This window comes from Williamsia sp. SKLECPSW1 (genome assembly GCF_054332755.1).
In genome coordinates, this window is the sequence record NZ_JBTGLI010000002.1 from 403,981 (window position 1) to 421,036 (window position 17,056).

Genomic DNA, 17,056 nt, shown 5'->3' on the forward strand with positions numbered 1-17,056 from the left:
GGGCGCGTCAGGCGGGGAGTGCGACGATCTCGCCGACCACGGCGTCGAGGGACGCCGTGCGCTGCGACCCGTCGGTGAGGTCCTTGACCTCCACCTGTCCCGCCTCGAGCTCACGGTCCCCGAGGACCAGCGCCCACCGTGCGCCGGACCGGTCGGCCGCCTTCATCGCGCCTTTCAGTCCCCGGCCGCCGTAGGCGATGTCGACGGCGACACCGCGTGCGCGGAACGCGCCGGCCAGTGCCACCATGCGGTCACGGGCCGCGTCGCCCAGGGCGACGCCGAACACGGTGCACCGCCCACCGGTGGTCGCGGCGACCTGCTCGGCCTCGAGCGCGAGGACCGTGCGATCGACGCCGAGGCCGTACCCGATGCCCGAGAGTTCCTGCTTGCCGCCGAGGTGACGCATGAGGCCGTCGTAGCGTCCCCCGCCCCCGATGCCCGACTGGGCGCCGAGACCGTCGTGGACGAACTCGAAGGTGGTCTTGGTGTAGTAGTCGAGCCCGCGCACCAGGCGGGGGTTGATCTCGTAGGCCACGCCGAGGGCATCGAGATGCCGTCGCACCGCGGCGAAGTGCTCGGCCACCGAGTCGGACAGGTGGTCCAGCATGAGCGGTGCGTCGGCCGTGGCGGCCTTGATCTCCGGCCGCTTGTCGTCCAGGACGCGCAGCGGGTTGATCTCCGCGCGCCGCCGGGTGTCCTCGTCGAGGTCGAGTCCGAACAGGAACTGCTGCAGCGCCTCGCGGTACTGCGGCCGGCAGGTGTCGTCCCCGAGTGAGGTGAGTTCGAGGCGATAGCCCGTGAGCCCGAGCCGGCGGAACCCCTCGTCGGCGATCGCGATCACCTCGGCGTCGAGGGCGGGGTCGTCGACCCCGATCGCCTCCACCCCGACCTGCTGTAGTTGTCGGTATCGCCCGGTCTGCGGCTTCTCGTAGCGGAAGAACGGTCCGTGGTAGCTGAGTTTGACCGGCAGCTGACCCCGGTCGAGCCCGTGCTGGATCACCGCGCGCATCACACCGGCGGTGCCCTCCGGACGCAGCGTCACCGAGCGGTCACCGCGGTCGGCGAAGGTGTACATCTCCTTCGACACCACGTCCGTGGACTCCCCCACGCCGCGCGCGAACAGCGCCGTGTCCTCGAACACCGGCAACTCGACGTGGGAGTAGCCGGCCAGGCGCGCCGCGCGGGTCAGTTCGTCCCGGACGGCGAGGAAGGTCGCCGACGTCGGGGGCAGGTAGTCGGGGATCCCGCGCGGCGCCTGGAACGCCGACGGCGGAGGGGTCGACGGGGTCGGGGTCGAGCCGGGCGCTTCGGCGCTCACAGTCCGTGTCGTCCTTTCCGGGGGTACGAGGCGGCATCCGGCCCGCCGCCCGGCAGATCCGCCAGGAAGGGGTTGGTGGCGCGTTCGCGTCCCACCGATGTCTGCGACCCGTGACCGGGCAGCACCTGGGTGTCGTCGGAACGGGTGAGCAGCGTGGTCGCGATGCTGTTCAGCAGTTGCTGGTGGTCGCCACCCGGCAGATCCGTCCGGCCGATGGAACCCGCAAAGAGTACGTCGCCCGAGAAACAGACATCCACCTCGGCGTCCTCGACGGGCACGGTGGTGGTGAGCAGCACCGATCCGCGGGTGTGTCCGGGGGCCGCGACGACGTCGAACCGGATGCCGGCCAGGTCGACCGCCTGCCCGTCGACGAAGTCGACCACCGTCTCCGGCTCGGCGAAGCTCAGGTCGCCGATGAGCGAGGACAACGCGGGCCCGATCCCGGACGCCGGGTCGGAGAGCATGGGCCGGTCGGCCGGGTGGATGTAGGCGGGAATCGAGTACTTCTCGCACAGCGCCGCCGCGTCCCAGGTGTGGTCGAGGTGGCCGTGCGTCAGCAGCACGGCGACCGGGGTCAACCCGTGCTCGTCGAGCAGGTCCGAGACGGCCGGAGCCGCGTCCTGGCCCGGGTCGACGATCACCGCGTCGGCGCCCGGACCGTCGGCGACGACATAACAGTTCGTCGCGAACACGCCCGCGGCGAACCCCGTGATCAACATGACTCTCCTGTCGTGGTCGGAACCTCCATCATGGCAAACCGGGCCGTGAGGTCCGTGTCGTCGCGACCCGGTCGGGACGATTCACAGGCTGTGCTGGCACACTCTCACCGGCGACCCTGCTCCGGCGGTGTGCCTCGGGGCAGTCGTCGTGGGCGCACCGCAGCCGCTGTGCAGGCCGCGACCCGGAGTCGGGCCACCGTCAATCGATCGAGGTCAGGAGAGCTGTGCCGAACACCGAGCATCCCGGCGAGGACGTCCCGGACAGCGGCGAGCAGCTCAGCAACGAGCAGCGACGCGCCGAGGCGAAGCGGAAGCTCGAACAGCGTCTGGGGGCTCAGGAGGCCGCAGCGCGTCGTCGCAAGCGGATCATCCTGGCCACCTCGATCGTGGTCGTCGTCGCCGTGGTCGCCACAGGCGGCACCCTGATCGTGAAGAAGGTCCTCGACGACCGCGAGAAGGCGAAGTACATCTCCTGCGCCTACACCCCCACCCCGGCGGACCAGAACCCGTTCAACGACCCGCCGACCATCCCCCCGAACCTGTCGCCCCAGCAGCGGGCGCTGGCCGAGCAGTTCCGCGACCAGTTCGTGGCCGGAAAGGCCAAGCAGCGCACGGCACCGCTGCCGGACAGTCGCCAGCTGCGCAAGGGCGAGCTCCAGGCCACGCTCACCACGACCCAGGGCACGCTGCCGGTGACGCTGAAGCGTTCGGACGCGCCCTGCAACGTCGGCGCCGTCGTGTCGCTCATCAAGGACGGCTACTACAACGACACGACCTGTCACCGCCTCACCGAGGGCGGCGCGGGGAAGATCGCGGTCCTGCAGTGCGGTGACCCCACCGGCACCGGTGCGTCCGGTCCCGGATGGACCAGCCCCGACGAGTTCCCCACCAACCTCAAGGCGGTCCCGCAGGACCCCCAGCTCGCGGCTCTCGGCGTCCCGAGCTCGGTGGTCTATCCCCGCGGCACCGTAGCGATCGCGAACAGCTATCAGACCGGGCAGGGCGGCCAGGCGCAGGGCCAGAACACCGGCTCGTCGCAGCTGTTCATCGCCATCAACGACAGCCAGTTGCCGCCGAACTACAGCGTCGTCGGGTCGATCGACCCCGCCGGTCTGCCCATCCTGGACAAGATCTCCAAGGGCGGCATCACCCCGAGCATCCGGCCGTCGCAGGATCCCAACACCGGGGCAGTCACCTACGCCCCGACACCGGGTGACGGCACACCGAAGCTCACCACGACGATCGAGAAGGCCACCGTCTCCTGACGGTCCCTCGGCCGATCGGGCCACACCCCACCCCACCGCCGACCGGGCAGATGCGATTCACGCGGCTGACGTCACCCGGTAGACGTCGTAGACGCCCTCCACGTTGCGGACGACGTTGAGCACGTGACCGAGGTGCTTCGGGTCACCCATCTCGAACGTGAACTTGCTGATGGCGACGCGGTCACGGCTCGTGTTCACCGACGCGGACAGGATGTTGACCCGTTCGTCGGCGAGCACCTTCGTCACGTCCGAGAGCAGCCGGTGCCGGTCGAGGGCCTCCACCTGGATCGCCACCAGGAACACCGACGACGGCGACGGCGCCCACTTCACCTCGATGATGCGCTCCGACTGCTCGTGCAGCGCTTCGGCATTCGTGCAGTCGGTGCGGTGCACGCTGATCCCGCCGCCGCGGGTCACGAAGCCGAGGATCTCGTCGCCGGGCACCGGGGTGCAGCACTTCGCGAGCTTCGCGAGCACCCCGTCGGCGCCGGGGATCACGACGCCGGCATCGGTGTTCCGTTGCGGCCGTGACGGCATCGTCGACGGGGTGGACCGCTCGGCGAGTTCCTCCTCCGCGTCGTCCATGCCGCCGAGCGCGGCGACGAGCCGACTCACGACATGCCGGGCGGAGACGTGTCCCTCCCCGATCGCCGTGTACAGCGCGGAGACGTCGACGTAGCGCAACTCTGCGGCGATGGCGGCCATCGACTCGCCGTTCATCAAGCGCTGCAACGGCAATCCGCCGCGACGGACCTCCTTCGCGATGGCGTCCTTGCCGGCCTCGAGCGCCTCCTCGCGACGCTCCTTGGCGAACCACTGCCGGATCTTCGCCTTGGCGCGGGGTGAGACGACGAACCCCTGCCAGTCCCGCGACGGGCCGGCATTGGGCGCCTTCGAGGTGAACACCTCGACGACCTCGCCGTTCTCCAGCGTCCGCTCCAGCGCGACGAGCCGACCGTTGACGCGTGCGCCGATACAGCGGTGGCCCACCTCGGTGTGCACCGCGTAGGCGAAGTCGACCGGGGTCGATCCCGCGGGCAACGTGATGACGTCACCCTTCGGGGTGAAGACGAATATCTCCTTGACCGCGAGGTCGTACCGCAGCGACTCGAGGAACTCGCCCGGGTCGGCCGCCTCCCGCTGCCAGTCGAGGAGCTGACGCATCCACGCCATGTCGTCGATCTCGGCGGCATCGTCGCCCTTGGCGCCGTTGCGACCGCGGGTCTCCTTGTACCGCCAGTGCGCGGCGATGCCGAACTCGGCGGTGCGGTGCATGTCGCGGGTGCGGATCTGCACCTCCAGCGGCTTGCCCTCCGGCCCGACGACGGTGGTGTGCAACGACTGGTAGACACCGAATCTGGGCTGCGCGATGTAGTCCTTGAACCGCCCGGCCATCGGCTGCCACAGCGAGTGCACGACGCCGACCGCGGCGTAGCAGTCGCGGATCTGGTCGCACAGGATGCGCATCCCGACGAGGTCGTGGATGTCGTCGAACTCACGCCCCTTGACGATCATCTTCTGGTAGATCGACCAGTAGTGCTTGGGGCGACCCTCGACGGTCGCGGTGATGCGCGCGGCGTTCAGCGACGCCGTGATCTCGGTGCGGACCTTAGCCAGGTAGGTGTCGCGCGACGGTGCCCGGTCGGCGACGAGGCGCACGATCTCCTCGTACCGCTTGGGGTGCAGGATCGCGAACGCGAGGTCCTCGAGTTCCCACTTCACCGTGGCCATCCCGAGGCGGTGTGCCAGCGGTGCGATCACCTCGAGCGTCTCGCGGGCCTTGCGGGCCTGCTTCTCCGGCGGCAGGAACCGCATGGTGCGCATGTTGTGCAGGCGGTCGGCGACCTTGATGACCAACACCCGCGGGTCACGGGCCATCGCGATGATCATCTTGCGGATGGTCTCCGCCTCGGCGGCGTGCCCGAGGGCCACCTTGTCCAGCTTGGTCACACCGTCGACGAGGTGTGCGACCTCCTCGCCGAAGTCGGCGGCGAGCGCGTCGAGGCTGTACCCGGTGTCCTCGACGGTGTCGTGCAGCAGCGCCGCGACGAGCGTGGTGGTGTCCATCCCGAGGTCGGCGAGGATCGTCGCGACGGCGAGCGGATGGGTGATGTACGGGTCACCGGACTTGCGGAACTGTCCGTCGTGGTGACGGTCGGCGACGTCGTAGGCGCGCTGCAGGAGTACGACGTCGGCCTTGGGGTACAGGTCGCGGTGCAACGCGACGAGCGGCTCGAGGACCGGGCGGATCGGGTTTCGCGTGGCCGTCATGCGGCGGGCCAGTCGGGCGCGGACGCGTCGGGAGGCCGACGAGCCCGACGTCTGCGCGACGGACTCGGCCGCGGTGGGAGCGGAGGTCGGGGCGGCTGGAGAAGAACTGGGGGCCGGGTCGGTCACCGTCGGTGCGGTGGTCCGACCGGCCGTGGTGTCGCCGGTGTCGGGCACGGACTCACCCGCATGCGTTGCGGCGTCTGTGGACGCATCGCGCGGACCCGCGGTGGTGTCGTCTGCCATCTACACCTCCTCGGTGGCGATGGTAGTCCTCACCCGGTGGTCAGACCCGTCAGCACGAGGTCGGGATGCGCGGCACCCACCGCGTCCCGGCCCGGCAGTCCCTCGATCTCCATGACGACCGCGGCGGCCTCCACGCGCGCGCCGGCGGCGGCGAGCAGCGCGATGGCGGCGTTGAGCGTCCCGCCGGTGGCCAGCACGTCGTCGACGACGAACACGCGCCGCCCGGCCAGCGCCACCCCGTCGGCCGGGATCTCCAGGCAGGCCGAGCCGTATTCGAGGTCGTAGCTCTCGGCATGGACCGGCGGTGGCAGCTTGCCCGCCTTGCGCACGGCGACGACACCCACACCGAGATGCAGCGCGATCGCGCCGCCGAGCAGGAATCCGCGGGCGTCGATACCGGCGACGAGATCCGCCGGACCGGCCGCCTCGGCCAGCGCTGCGGTGACCGCCGCGAGGCCTTCGGGGTCGGCGAGGACCGGGGTCAGGTCCTTGAACTGGACCCCCGGCTCCGGGAAGTCGGGGACGAGTCGGATGTGGGTCGCGATGGCCTGTCGGGCACGGGCCGCCGCGTCGCCGGTCTGTGTGGCGGTCATCGGCGCCGGTTCCGCTTCCCCGACGGGCGTTCACCTGCTGCGGCGGTGGTCTGCGTCCCGGCGGTGGCCTTCGTCAGCGACGTCCGGCGCCCTGCCCCGGCGACCGTCTCGGTCTCCGACGCGTCGACGCCGGCACGGCGGGCGAGGACCTTGCGGGTGTGCTCACCGATGTCCTTGCGGCGCTCCTTGAACGTCACCAACAGCGGTGTCGCGAAGGCGACGGAGGAGAAGGTGCCGACCACGACGCCGACGAGCTGGATCAGACCGAGGTCCTTGAGCGTCCCGACGCCCAGCAGCCACACCGCGATGACCATCAGCGCGATGATGGGCAACACCGAGATGACGGTGGTGTTGATCGACCGCATGAGTGTCTGGTTGACGGCGAGGTTCGCCTGCTCGGCGTACGTACGTCGGGTGGTGTGCAGGACACCGCGGACGTTCTCCTCGACCTTGTCGAACACCACCACCGTGTCGTAGAGCGAGAAGCCGAGGATGGTCAGCAGACCGATGACCGTCGCCGGTGTCACCTCGAAGCCGACGATCGAGTAGACGCCCGCGGTCACGATGATGTCGAAGAACATCGTGGCCATCGCCGCGGCGGACATCTCCTTGTCGAAACGGACCGCGATGTAGACCAGGACGATCACGAGGAACACCGCGAGAGCGATGAGCGCCTTCTCGGTGACCTCCCCTCCCCACGTCGAACTCACGTCGGACGAGTTGATGTCGTCGGCGGTCAGGGTCGGGCCGAACCGCTCCGCCAGCGCGGAGGTGATCTTCTCGGTCTCCGCCTGCGTCAACGTCGAGGTGCGCACCTGCACCGTCGCACTCGACCCGGACCCGGCGGTCTGCACCGTCTCCGCGTCGCGACCGAGGGCGTCGGAGAAGACCTTCTCCACCGCCGACGTCGAGGTCTGCGAGGTGTTCTTGAACGAGATCTGGGTGCCGCCCTCGAAGTCGATGCCCAGGGTGAAACCGCGGAACACGATCGACAGCAGGCAGATCGCGACGATCGCGGCCGTGATGATGAACCACATGCGGCGACGGCCGACGATCTCGAACGCACCGGTACCGGTGTAGAGCCGCGACAGCAGCGAGTGCTTCTGTGCGACGCCCCGGTTCCGCGCCTCGGTGGCGTCGTCGTCGATGACGATGCCGGTGTCCCGGCTCATCGGACCGCCTCTTCCTTGCGGGTCTGTGTGTTCGCCGCGGCTCGTCGCTCCCGGGCGACCTGGGTGACGGCGCCGAGTCCGTTGACCGACGGCTTCGACAGGAACGTCGAGCGGCTGGCCAGCACGACCAGCGGGTGGGTCACGAGGAACACCACGACGATGTCGAGGATGGTGGTCAGGCCGAGGGTGAACGCGAAGCCGCGGACCTCACCGATGGCGAGGAAGTAGATCGCGGCCGCGGCGATGAAACTCACCGCGTTGCCCGACCAGATGGTGCGGCGGGCGCGGGCCCAGCCGCGCGGTACCGCGGATCGGAAACTCCTGCCCTCCCGCATCTCGTCCTTGATGCGTTCGAAGTAGACGACGAACGAGTCCGCGGTCATGCCGATACCGATGATGAGACCGGCGATGCCCGACAGGTCGAGGGTGAAGTTGATGTACCGCCCGAGCAGCACGAGGATGCCGTACACCATCACGCCCGACGCGACCAGCGACAGCATGGTGAGGAACCCGAGCATCCGGTAGTAGAGCAGGGCGTAGACGAGCACAGCGGCGAGCCCGATCGCGCCGGCGATCAAGCCCGCACGCAGGGACGCCAGACCCAGTGTGGCCGAGACGGTCTCGGCGTCGGAGGACTTGAACGACAGCGGGAGGGAGCCGTACTTCAGGACGTTTGCGAGGTCATTCGCGGCCGACTGGGTGAAGTTGCCACTGATCTCGGTGGTCGGCGTGGTGATCGCGCCGTTGATCGATGGTGCGCTGACCACCTTCGAGTCGAGGGTGAACGCGGTCTGCTTGCCCACGTTCTCGCCGGTGTACTTCGGCCAGAAGTCGCGGGCGGCACCCTTGAATCCGACCTGGACGATCCACGCCCCGGTCTGCGGGTTGGTGGTCGCGGTCGCGTTGTCGATGTCGCGGCCGTCGATGATCTCCGGACCCAGGAGATAGACCTGACTGCCGTCCTGAGAACACGCGATGAGGTACTGGTTCGGGTCGTCGTTGCCCTGCAGCGGGTCGTTGGACCGCGGGTTGCAGTTCGTCTGAGCCAGACGGCTCTCGAGCTGCGTGGTGTTGGCGTTCGCCGGGGCCTGGCGTTGCGCCTTGGCCGCCGCGATGGCCTGCTCGGAGGTCTCGCCGGCCGGCTGCTGCACCGGCTGCATCGGGGTGGCCGGCTTCACGTCGACGACCGGCCGCACATAGAGCCGCGCCGTCTGACCGAGGGTGCGCGCCTGACGTCCGTCGGTGCCCGGCACGGTGATGACGAGGTTGTTGCCGTCGATGATCACCTCGGAACCCGAGACGCCCAGGCCGTTGACGCGCTGCTCGATGATCTGCTTCGCGCGGTCGAGCTGGTCCTTGGCGGGAGCGCTGCCGTCGGGGGTGCGCGCGGTCAGTGTGACGCGGGTACCGCCCTGCAGGTCGATGCCGAGCTTGGGTTTCGCGCCGCCGCCGCCCGTGAAGAAGACGAGCGCGTAGACGATGAGCACGAGCGCCACAAAAGCGCCCACGATGACCATGGGCGGGGTCTCGCGTTTCGACGGTGCCACGAGTGCAACGACTCCTCGGGTGAAGCGGGGGACGCCGCCGGGGTGCCGACGGTCCGCAGACAGGCTACGTGGCCTCCGCGCACGGCATCATCGGCCGTCGCCGTCAGGCGACCGCCGAGGTGCGCGCGGGGCGCAGCGCCTGGTCAGCGCTCCCGCTCGGAGTCCTTCTCGAGCGCGACGGGGCGGTCGTCCCCGCCCTCGGTGTCGTCGGAGGGGACGGCCGAGGTCGGCGCACCCGGGTACGAGGCGGCGAGGTCCTCGTCGTGGACGATCTCGCGCACGGCGAGACGGTTCCAGCGGGTGACGTACCCGGTGGCGAGCTCGAGGTCGACGACGCCGTCGTCGACGCCGGTCACCGTTCCGTAGACGCCGGACGTGGTCTGCACGCGGTCGCCGATCGACAGCGAGTCCTGCATCTGCTGGGTCTGCGCCTGCGCCTTCTTCTGACGGCGAGCGGTGAGCAGCATGAAGCCGACCAGGACGAGAAGGATGACCGGGAAGAGGAATTCCATGGGGTGACGAACCTCGTGACGAACTCGGGTGGGCGACGCCGCAGCGTGCCGGGACGCAGACCAGTGTGCCACCTCGCGCAAGAATCGGACGTTCCGGGCATCACACGCCCTCTCCGCCTGATCAGCCGCCCGGGGTGCCCTCGCCCGGATCGAAGAGCGCCTCGCTCTGCAGGTCGCGGGTGCGCACACCGTAGGCGCCGGTCATCGCACCGGCCGGCGGTGTCAGGTCCAGGTGGTGCCAGGCGGCCGCGGTGGCGACCCGACCGCGCGGGGTGCGCGCGATCATCCCGGCACGCACCAGGAACGGCTCGCAGACCTCCTCGACGGTGGTCGGCTCCTCACCGACCGCGACGGCGAGCGTCGACACCCCGACCGGTCCCCCACCGAACCCGCGGACCAACGCGTCGAGCACGGCGCGGTCGAGGCGGTCGAACCCGAGTTCGTCGACGTCGTAGACGGCGAGCGCCGCGCGGGCCACCGCGAGGGTGACCGTGCCGTCACCCCGGACCTCGGCGTAGTCACGGACGCGGCGCAGCAGTCGGTTGGCGATGCGCGGCGTCCCCCGCGAGCGTCCCGCGATCTCGATCGCCGCGTCGGACACCATGCGGACGCCGAGGATCCCGGCAGAGCGTTCCAGCACCCGCACCAGTTCCGACGGCTCGTAGAACTCCATGTGCGCGGTGAACCCGAAACGGTCGCGCAGCGGTCCGGTCAGCGATCCCGACCGCGTGGTCGCCCCGACGAGCGTGAACGGTGCGACGTCGAGCGGGATCGACGTCGCACCCGGTCCCTTTCCCACCACCACGTCGACGCGGTAGTCCTCCATGGCGAGGTACAGCATCTCCTCGGCCGGGCGGGCGATCCGATGGATCTCGTCGATGAAGAGGACGTCACCTTCGACGAGGTTGGACAGCATCGCCGCGAGGTCACCGGCCCGCTCCAGCGCGGGCCCGGAGGTCACGCGGATCGCCGACCCCATCTCGCCCGCGATGATCATCGCCAGCGACGTCTTGCCCAGACCCGGCGGGCCGGACAGCAGGATGTGGTCGGGTGTCCCGCCGCGGCCGCGTGCCCCGGCGAGCACCAGTTCGAGCTGTTCACACACCCGCGGCTGACCGATGAAGTCCGCCAACGACTTCGGTCGCAGGCCCGCGTCGAGGTCACCGTCGGAGGCGACCGTGAACGGACTGACGGTGCGATCCTCGCCGTCCTCGGACCCGTCCCCCGTCGGCTGGTCGAACACATCGCTCATCGCGTCGTCTTCCCCAGCAGGGCCAGACCGGCGCGCAGGGCACGGGCGGAGTCGGCGTCGGGGTCGTCGGCGAGGACGGCCGCGACGGCCTTCTCCGCGGCGGGCACGGGGAACCCGAGCCCGGCGAGCGCCTCGACGACCTGGTCACGCACACTCATCGACGTGACGGCCCCGACACCCGTGCCGTCACCCGGGCCGGACTGCGGGCGGTCCACCTTGTCGCGCAGTTCCACCACGAGACGCTCGGCGACCCGCTTGCCCACCCCGGGCACGGTGCACAACGCCTTCACGTCGGAGTCGGCGAGCGCCGCGCGCAGGGCCGACGGTTCCAGCACCGCCAGGGTCGCCATGGCCAGGCGGGGGCCGACACCGGTGACCGTCTGCAGCAGTGCGAACAGGTCTCGGGCGTCGGGCTCGGTGAAGCCGTACAGCGTCATGGAGTCCTCGCGGACGATCATCGCCGTGAGCAACGTCGTCTCGGCGCCGCGCTGGACACCCGCGAGCGTCGACGGCGTCGCCAACACCCGATAGCCGACGCCGGCGCACTCGATGACGAGGTGGTCGAGTGCGATGTGCAGGACCGGTCCGCGCAACGACGCGATCATCGCGGCACCCACGAGGTCCGGCTGCCCGCGGCACCGACGGCCCGTGCCTGGGCGGCGGCGAGACGTTCGGCCATCGGGCCGCGCCAGCAGTGACAGATCGCCAACGCCAGCGCGTCGGCCGCGTCCGCGGGTTTCGGTTTCGTCTGCATCCCGAGGATGCGCGTGACCATTGCGGTGACCTGCGCCTTGTCGGCGCGACCACTGCCGGTGACGGCGGCCTTCACCTCGCTGGGGGTGTGGAATCGCACCGGGACGCCCCGCTGCGCGGCGGCCAGGGCGATGACCCCGCCGGCCTGCGCGGTGCCCATCGCGGTGCTGACCTGGTTCTGCGCGAACACCCGCTCGACGGCGACCACGTCCGGGTGGTGGGTGTCGAGCCAGTGGACGGCCGCGGTGTGGATGGCCAGCAATCGCTCGGCGAGGTCCATCGTGCTCGGCGTCCGGACCACGTCGACGTCGAGCGCGGTCACCGCGCGGCCCGCCCCGGACTCGACCAGTGCGATACCGCACCGCGTCAACCCGGGATCGACACCCATCACCCGCACACCCGACCTCCGCGCATCATCGACGAGACGAACAGTTGTTCGAGATGGTAGCGGGCACGGGCGACGGCACCGGGGACCGACACGACCCCCGCCCCACCGGCGCGCGAGGATGGATCGGATGCGCTACCGATCCGTCAGTCCCGACCGCCTCGTCGAGGAGTGTGCCTCGCGGGTGGAGGCGATGCCGGGTCGCCGGGTGATCGCCGTCGACGGCGCCGACGCGGCGGATCCCGCCGCGATCGCCGGTCGACTCGCCGCGGCGTTGCGGGCCCGCGGACGAGCCGCCGACGTCGTCGAGACCCGCCACTGGGTGCGGGCGGCGTCGCTGCGGATGGAATGGGGACGCACCGACGCACACAGCTATCGGACGGCGTGGTTCGATCACGCCGCGCTGCGACGCGAGGTGCTCGACGCCCTGCGGGACGACGGACGCTGGCTGCCACGCCTGTGGGATGCCCAGCGGGACAGATCATTTCGCGACGACGTCGTTCCAGCGGGGCCGTCGCAGGTCGTGATCGTGACCGGGCCGATGCTGCTCGGCAGCGGACTGCGGTTCGACCTGACCGTGGCGTTGACGATGTCCGAGGCGTCTCTGCGCCGCCGCACCCCCGAGGACGAGCACTGGACGATCGCACCTCTTCTCGACGATGCGGCCGACGCGCCCGCCGCCGACGTGGAGGTCCGCTGGGACCACCCCGATCGGCCGGCGGTGCGGGAGGCGTGACCCGCAGGGGTCAGGCGTCGATCTCGGCGAGGACGTCGTCGGAGACGTCGACGTTGGAGTAGACCTCCTGGACGTCGTCGCAGTCCTCGAGTGCGTCGATGAGCTTGAACACCTTGCGTGCCCCGTCGGCGTCGACGGGGACCTCGACCGAGGCGCGGAAACTGGCGTCGGCGGAGTCGTAGTCGATGCCCGACTCCTGCAGCGCGGAGCGGACGGCGACGAGATCGGTCGGTTCACTGAGGATCTCGAACGCCTCACCGAGGTCGGTGATCTCCTCGGCACCGGCGTCGAGGACGGCGGCGAGCACGTCGTCCTCGCTCTGTCCGGCCTTCTCCAGCGTCACGACACCCTTGCGGGTGAAGAGGTAGGCGACCGAGCCGGGGTCGGCCATGGTGCCGCCGTTGCGGGTCATGGCGGTGCGCACCTCACCCGCGGCGCGGTTGCGGTTGTCGGTGAGGCACTCGATGAGGATCGCGACGCCGTTGGGTCCGTAGCCCTCATAGGTGATGGTCTGCCAGTCGGCGCCGCCGCCCTCTTCCCCACCGCCGCGCTTGCGTGCGCGTTCGATGTTGTCGTTCGGGACAGACGACTTCTTGGCCTTCTGGATCGCGTCGTACAGCGTGGGGTTGCCCGCCGGGTCACCACCGCCCGTCCGCGCGGCGACCTCGATGTTCTTGATCAGCTTGGCGAACATCTTGCCGCGCTTGGCGTCGATCACCGCCTTCTTGTGCTTGGTGGTGGCCCATTTGGAGTGGCCGCTCATCGCACATGCCCCTTTCCTCGCACCCACCGCGACGTCGGGGACTCCGTTTCGTCCGCCGGACGGGGGTGCGCGCACGCTCTACTGGTCAGCGGATCGAGTCTACCCGCACGTCACACGGCCTCAGCCGGTCGCCGACACCATGTCCACGAAGAGCCGGTGCACCCGGTGGTCGCCGGTGACCTCCGGATGGAACGACGTCGCGAGCACCGAGCCCTGCCGAACCGCCACCACCCGACCCGCCGCCGGGCCGTCAGGTACGCGGGCGAGGACCTCGACGTCGGGACCGGTCGCCTCCACCCACGGGGCGCGGATGAACACCGCCCGCACCGGGCCACCGTCCACACCACCGACGGGCAGGTCGGTCTCGAACGACTGCACCTGTCGCCCGAAGGCGTTGCGGCGCACGGTGATGTCGAGGGCGTCGAGATGCCGCGCGTCGGGACGGGTGTCGAGCACCTCCGACGCCAGCAGGATCATCCCGGCGCAGGACCCGTAGGCGGGCAGGCCGGTCGCGATCGCCTCGCGCAACGGGTCGTACAGCCCGACGACGCCGAGCAGCCTGCTCATCGTCGTCGACTCGCCGCCGGGGAGGACGATGCCGTCGATCCCGGCGAGTTCCGCAGGTCGCCGGATCGGCACGCCGACGGCGCCGGCCTCGGCCAGTGCCGCCACGTGCTCGCGGACGTCGCCCTGGAGTGCGAGGACCCCGATCCGGACGGTCACTGCTCCTGACCGGGGCGTCGGGCGTGTTGGTCGACCGGCATCGGGCGGCCGGTGCGTGCCAGTCCCTCCTGCGTGACGGCGGCGACCATCCGACCGTCGCGGTCGAAGATGCGGCCCTGGGTCAGTGCCCGACCGTCCTCGGCCGACGGTGAGGTCTGGTCGTAGAGCAGCCAGTCGTCGGCGCGGAAGGGGCGCAGGAACCACATCGCGTGGTCGAGCGAGGCGCTCTGCGGGTTCTCGTCGGGGTGCACCGCCTTCGCCGAACCGAGCAACGTCATGTCACTCATGTACGCCAGCGTGCACACGTGGAACACCTGGTCGTCCGGCAACGGATGCCGATATTTGAACCAGACCCGTTGCTGCGACGCGAAATTCGGGTGCGTCACCAGCTGCTCGCGCGGCACGATCCGCAGGTCGAAGTTCTCCCACTCGCGGAAGACCGACCGCTGCGCCTCGGTCATGGTGGCCGACTGGTCGGGCAGTTCGTCGGGCTCGGGTGCCTGCGGCATCCGGTCCTGATGCGTCAGCCCCTCCGAGGGGACCCCGAACGACGCCGACATGGTGAAGATGGCCTCGCCGTCCTGGACGCCGGTCACCCGGCGGGTGCAGAACGACCGTCCGTCCCGGATGCGGTCGACGAGGAAGATCGTCGGCGCGTCGGGGTTGCCCGGCCGCAGGAAGTACCCGTGCAGAGAGTGCACGCGGTAGGCGTCGTCGACGGTGTGGGTCGCCGACACCAGCGCCTGACCCGCCACCTGACCGCCGAAGGTGCGCTGCAGTTGGCTGGTGTGCGCCTTGCCCCGATAGATGTCGTCGTCGATCCGTTCGAGCTCGAGGATCTCCTCGATGGTCGCCATCAGTGCTCCGCCCGGGTGTCGCTGGTCACGGGGACCGATCTTCTCATCCGCGGCGCCCGGAACGGGCATCCACGGCGCGGGGTGTGTGTCAGCGCACCATCACGATGACGACGGTGACGTTGTCACGTGCCCCGAGTGAGAGCGTGGCCTGGACGAGTTCGGTGGCCAGCGCCTGGGGGTCCGGGGTCTGGGCCGCGGCGTGGTCGGCGACGATGGCGGCGATCTCACCGTCGGGCAGTTCGCCGGTCAGACCGTCGGAACAGACCAGCAGGACGTCACCGCGCACGACCGGGAACAGGAAGAAGTCGGCCTCGGCGTCCATACCCGCCCCGAGCGCGCGGGTGATGACGTTGCGGCGTGGGTCCACACGCGCCTCGTCCGGGGTGAGGTAGCCCGCGTCGACGAGTTCCTGCACCTGGGAGTGATCCGCCGTCACCTGGTCGAGCGTGCCGTCCGACCAGCGGTAGGTGCGGGAGTCCCCGATGTTGAGGACGAGCCACTGATCGGCGTCCTCGTAGGTGACGAGCACGGCACCGGTGACCGTGGTGCCGGCGCGGCGTTCACTGCGGGACGAGATGTCGGCGATCGTCTGCTGCGCGGAGTCGAGCGCGGCGACGACTCCGGCGCGCGTGTCCGCCATCGCGCCGAGTTCCACCTCGGCCAGGGCGGTCAGAGCGTTCTCGCTGGCGACCTCGCCACGGTCGTGGCCGCCCATCCCGTCGGCGAGCAGGAACCGACCGTCGGCCACGAGTGCGGCGTCCTCGTTCGTCTCGCGGACCAGACCGACGTCGCTGACGGCCGACCACAGGAGGTCGAGCTCGCCCCGGTGCTGCACGCCGGCGACGGTGGCGTCGCGGATGGGCGTTCCCGTCGCGCTCATCGGGACGCCGCCCGCGGTCGCGCCACGTCGTCGACGATGGAGGTCCCCCGACCCATGGCCGTGGTCCCTACCAGCCGCGCTCGGCGAGACGGTGCGGAGCGGGGAGCTGCTCGACGTTGATCCCTACCATCGCCTCGCCCAGCCCCCGCGAGACCTTCGCGAGCACGTCGGGGTCGTCGTGGAACGTGGTGGCCTGCACGATCGCCGCGGCCCGCTCGGCGGGGTTGCCGGACTTGAAGATGCCGGAGCCGACGAACACACCGTCCGCGCCGAGCTGCATCATCATCGCGGCGTCGGCCGGGGTGGCGATACCGCCGGCGGTGAACATCGTGACGGGCAGACGTCCGAGGCGGGCGACCTCGACGACCAGCTCGTACGGCGCCTGCAGGTCCTTCGCGGCGCGGTAGAGCTCGTCGGGCTGCAACGACGTCAGCCGACGGATCTCGCCGCCGATGGTCCGCATGTGGGTGGTGGCGTTCGAGACGTCACCGGTGCCCGCCTCACCCTTCGACCGGATCATCGCCGCACCCTCGGTGATGCGACGCAGCGCCTCACCCAGGTTGGTCGCGCCGCAGACGAAGGGCACCGTGAAGGCGAACTTGTCGATGTGGTGGGTGTAGTCGGCCGGGGTGAGCACCTCGGACTCGTCGATGTAGTCCACGCCGAGGCTCTGCAGGATCTGCGCCTCGACGAAGTGGCCGATACGCGCCTTGGCCATCACCGGGATGGAGACGGTGGAGATGATGCCGTCGATCATGTCGGGGTCGCTCATCCGCGACACTCCGCCCTCGGCGCGGATGTCGGCCGGGACGCGTTCGAGGGCCATCACGGCGACCGCGCCGGCGTCCTCGGCGATCTTCGCCTGCTCGGGGGTGACGACGTCCATGATCACGCCGCCCTTGAGCATCTCGGCCATGCCGCGCTTGACGCGCGCGGTGCCCGCTCCCGTCGGTTCGGTGCCCTCGGTCTGCTCGGCCCCGTGTCCGTTGGCGGTGGTCATCGTGTCTCTCGTCTCCTGACGTGCGCTGATGTCTGCCCACCATCGAGTTCGTGCAGATGGTGTGCAT

At 70.1% G+C, this 17,056-nt stretch carries 17 protein-coding genes; 2 read left to right on the top strand and 15 right to left on the bottom strand.

Annotated elements, in window-relative coordinates; translation table 11 throughout:
* Positions 1 to 7 precede the first annotated feature (7 nt).
* Positions 8 to 1,318, bottom strand: a complete 1,311-nt coding sequence (gene hisS, locus ACXVUM_RS17710) for a histidine--tRNA ligase (protein ID WP_458523236.1) — start codon at positions 1,316 to 1,318, stop codon at positions 8 to 10.
* Positions 1,315 to 2,037, bottom strand: a complete 723-nt coding sequence (locus tag ACXVUM_RS17715; RefSeq protein WP_458523237.1) for an MBL fold metallo-hydrolase — start codon at positions 2,035 to 2,037, stop codon at positions 1,315 to 1,317. The genes hisS and ACXVUM_RS17715 overlap by 4 nt, the downstream gene beginning before the upstream one ends.
* Positions 2,038 to 2,261: 224 nt before the next feature.
* Here ACXVUM_RS17715 and ACXVUM_RS17720 point away from each other — a divergent pair, with 224 nt between their 5' ends.
* Positions 2,262 to 3,302: a peptidylprolyl isomerase gene (locus tag ACXVUM_RS17720; RefSeq protein ID WP_458523238.1), complete on the top strand. Its 1,041-nt coding sequence runs from the start codon at positions 2,262 to 2,264 to the stop codon at positions 3,300 to 3,302.
* Between the two features lie 57 nt (positions 3,303 to 3,359).
* On the opposite strand, the gene ACXVUM_RS17725 is transcribed toward ACXVUM_RS17720, so the two are convergent.
* From ACXVUM_RS17725 to ruvC, 8 genes are all read right to left on the bottom strand, one after another.
* On the bottom strand, positions 3,360 to 5,816 hold the full coding sequence (locus tag ACXVUM_RS17725; protein ID WP_458523239.1) for a RelA/SpoT family protein: 2,457 nt from the start codon (positions 5,814 to 5,816) through the stop codon (positions 3,360 to 3,362).
* A 29-nt stretch (positions 5,817 to 5,845) separates the two neighbouring features.
* Positions 5,846 to 6,409 carry an adenine phosphoribosyltransferase gene (locus ACXVUM_RS17730; RefSeq protein ID WP_458523240.1) on the bottom strand — a complete coding sequence of 188 codons (564 nt, stop codon included), beginning with the start codon at positions 6,407 to 6,409 and terminating at the stop codon, positions 5,846 to 5,848.
* On the bottom strand, positions 6,406 to 7,581 hold the full coding sequence (gene secF / locus ACXVUM_RS17735; RefSeq protein ID WP_458523241.1) for a protein translocase subunit SecF: 1,176 nt from the start codon (positions 7,579 to 7,581) through the stop codon (positions 6,406 to 6,408). Before secF ends, ACXVUM_RS17730 begins: the two co-directional genes overlap by 4 nt.
* Positions 7,578 to 9,098 carry a protein translocase subunit SecD gene (secD, locus tag ACXVUM_RS17740; protein WP_458523552.1) on the bottom strand — a complete coding sequence of 507 codons (1,521 nt, stop codon included), beginning with the start codon at positions 9,096 to 9,098 and terminating at the stop codon, positions 7,578 to 7,580. The genes secF and secD overlap by 4 nt, the downstream gene beginning before the upstream one ends.
* 173 nt (positions 9,099 to 9,271) lie before the next feature.
* Positions 9,272 to 9,640: a preprotein translocase subunit YajC gene (gene yajC, locus ACXVUM_RS17745; protein WP_458523242.1), complete on the bottom strand. Its 369-nt coding sequence runs from the start codon at positions 9,638 to 9,640 to the stop codon at positions 9,272 to 9,274.
* A gap of 121 nt (positions 9,641 to 9,761) precedes the next feature.
* Positions 9,762 to 10,892 carry a Holliday junction branch migration DNA helicase RuvB gene (gene ruvB, locus ACXVUM_RS17750; protein WP_458523243.1) on the bottom strand — a complete coding sequence of 377 codons (1,131 nt, stop codon included), beginning with the start codon at positions 10,890 to 10,892 and terminating at the stop codon, positions 9,762 to 9,764.
* Positions 10,889 to 11,497: a Holliday junction branch migration protein RuvA gene (ruvA, locus tag ACXVUM_RS17755; protein WP_458523244.1), complete on the bottom strand. Its 609-nt coding sequence runs from the start codon at positions 11,495 to 11,497 to the stop codon at positions 10,889 to 10,891. Before ruvA ends, ruvB begins: the two co-directional genes overlap by 4 nt.
* Positions 11,494 to 12,042, bottom strand: a complete 549-nt coding sequence (ruvC, locus tag ACXVUM_RS17760) for a crossover junction endodeoxyribonuclease RuvC (protein WP_458523245.1) — start codon at positions 12,040 to 12,042, stop codon at positions 11,494 to 11,496. Before ruvC ends, ruvA begins: the two co-directional genes overlap by 4 nt.
* 118 nt (positions 12,043 to 12,160) lie before the next feature.
* Here ruvC and ACXVUM_RS17765 point away from each other — a divergent pair, with 118 nt between their 5' ends.
* On the top strand, positions 12,161 to 12,766 hold the full coding sequence (locus ACXVUM_RS17765; RefSeq protein WP_458523246.1) for a hypothetical protein: 606 nt from the start codon (positions 12,161 to 12,163) through the stop codon (positions 12,764 to 12,766).
* A gap of 10 nt (positions 12,767 to 12,776) precedes the next feature.
* Here ACXVUM_RS17765 and ACXVUM_RS17770 read toward each other — a convergent pair whose 3' ends face one another.
* From ACXVUM_RS17770 to pdxS, 5 genes are all read right to left on the bottom strand, one after another.
* Positions 12,777 to 13,529, bottom strand: coding sequence for a YebC/PmpR family DNA-binding transcriptional regulator (locus ACXVUM_RS17770; protein ID WP_458523247.1), 753 nt, complete (start codon positions 13,527 to 13,529; stop codon positions 12,777 to 12,779).
* A 120-nt stretch (positions 13,530 to 13,649) separates the two neighbouring features.
* Positions 13,650 to 14,252 carry a pyridoxal 5'-phosphate synthase glutaminase subunit PdxT gene (pdxT, locus tag ACXVUM_RS17775; protein WP_458523248.1) on the bottom strand — a complete coding sequence of 201 codons (603 nt, stop codon included), beginning with the start codon at positions 14,250 to 14,252 and terminating at the stop codon, positions 13,650 to 13,652.
* Complete coding sequence (locus ACXVUM_RS17780) at positions 14,249 to 15,109, bottom strand: acyl-CoA thioesterase (protein WP_458523249.1); 861 nt, start codon at positions 15,107 to 15,109, stop codon at positions 14,249 to 14,251. Before ACXVUM_RS17780 ends, pdxT begins: the two co-directional genes overlap by 4 nt.
* Positions 15,110 to 15,197: 88 nt before the next feature.
* On the bottom strand, positions 15,198 to 15,989 hold the full coding sequence (locus tag ACXVUM_RS17785) for a PP2C family protein-serine/threonine phosphatase (protein ID WP_458523250.1): 792 nt from the start codon (positions 15,987 to 15,989) through the stop codon (positions 15,198 to 15,200).
* A gap of 67 nt (positions 15,990 to 16,056) precedes the next feature.
* Positions 16,057 to 16,989, bottom strand: a complete 933-nt coding sequence (gene pdxS / locus ACXVUM_RS17790; protein ID WP_458523251.1) for a pyridoxal 5'-phosphate synthase lyase subunit PdxS — start codon at positions 16,987 to 16,989, stop codon at positions 16,057 to 16,059.
* Between the last annotated feature and the right edge of the window lie 67 nt (positions 16,990 to 17,056).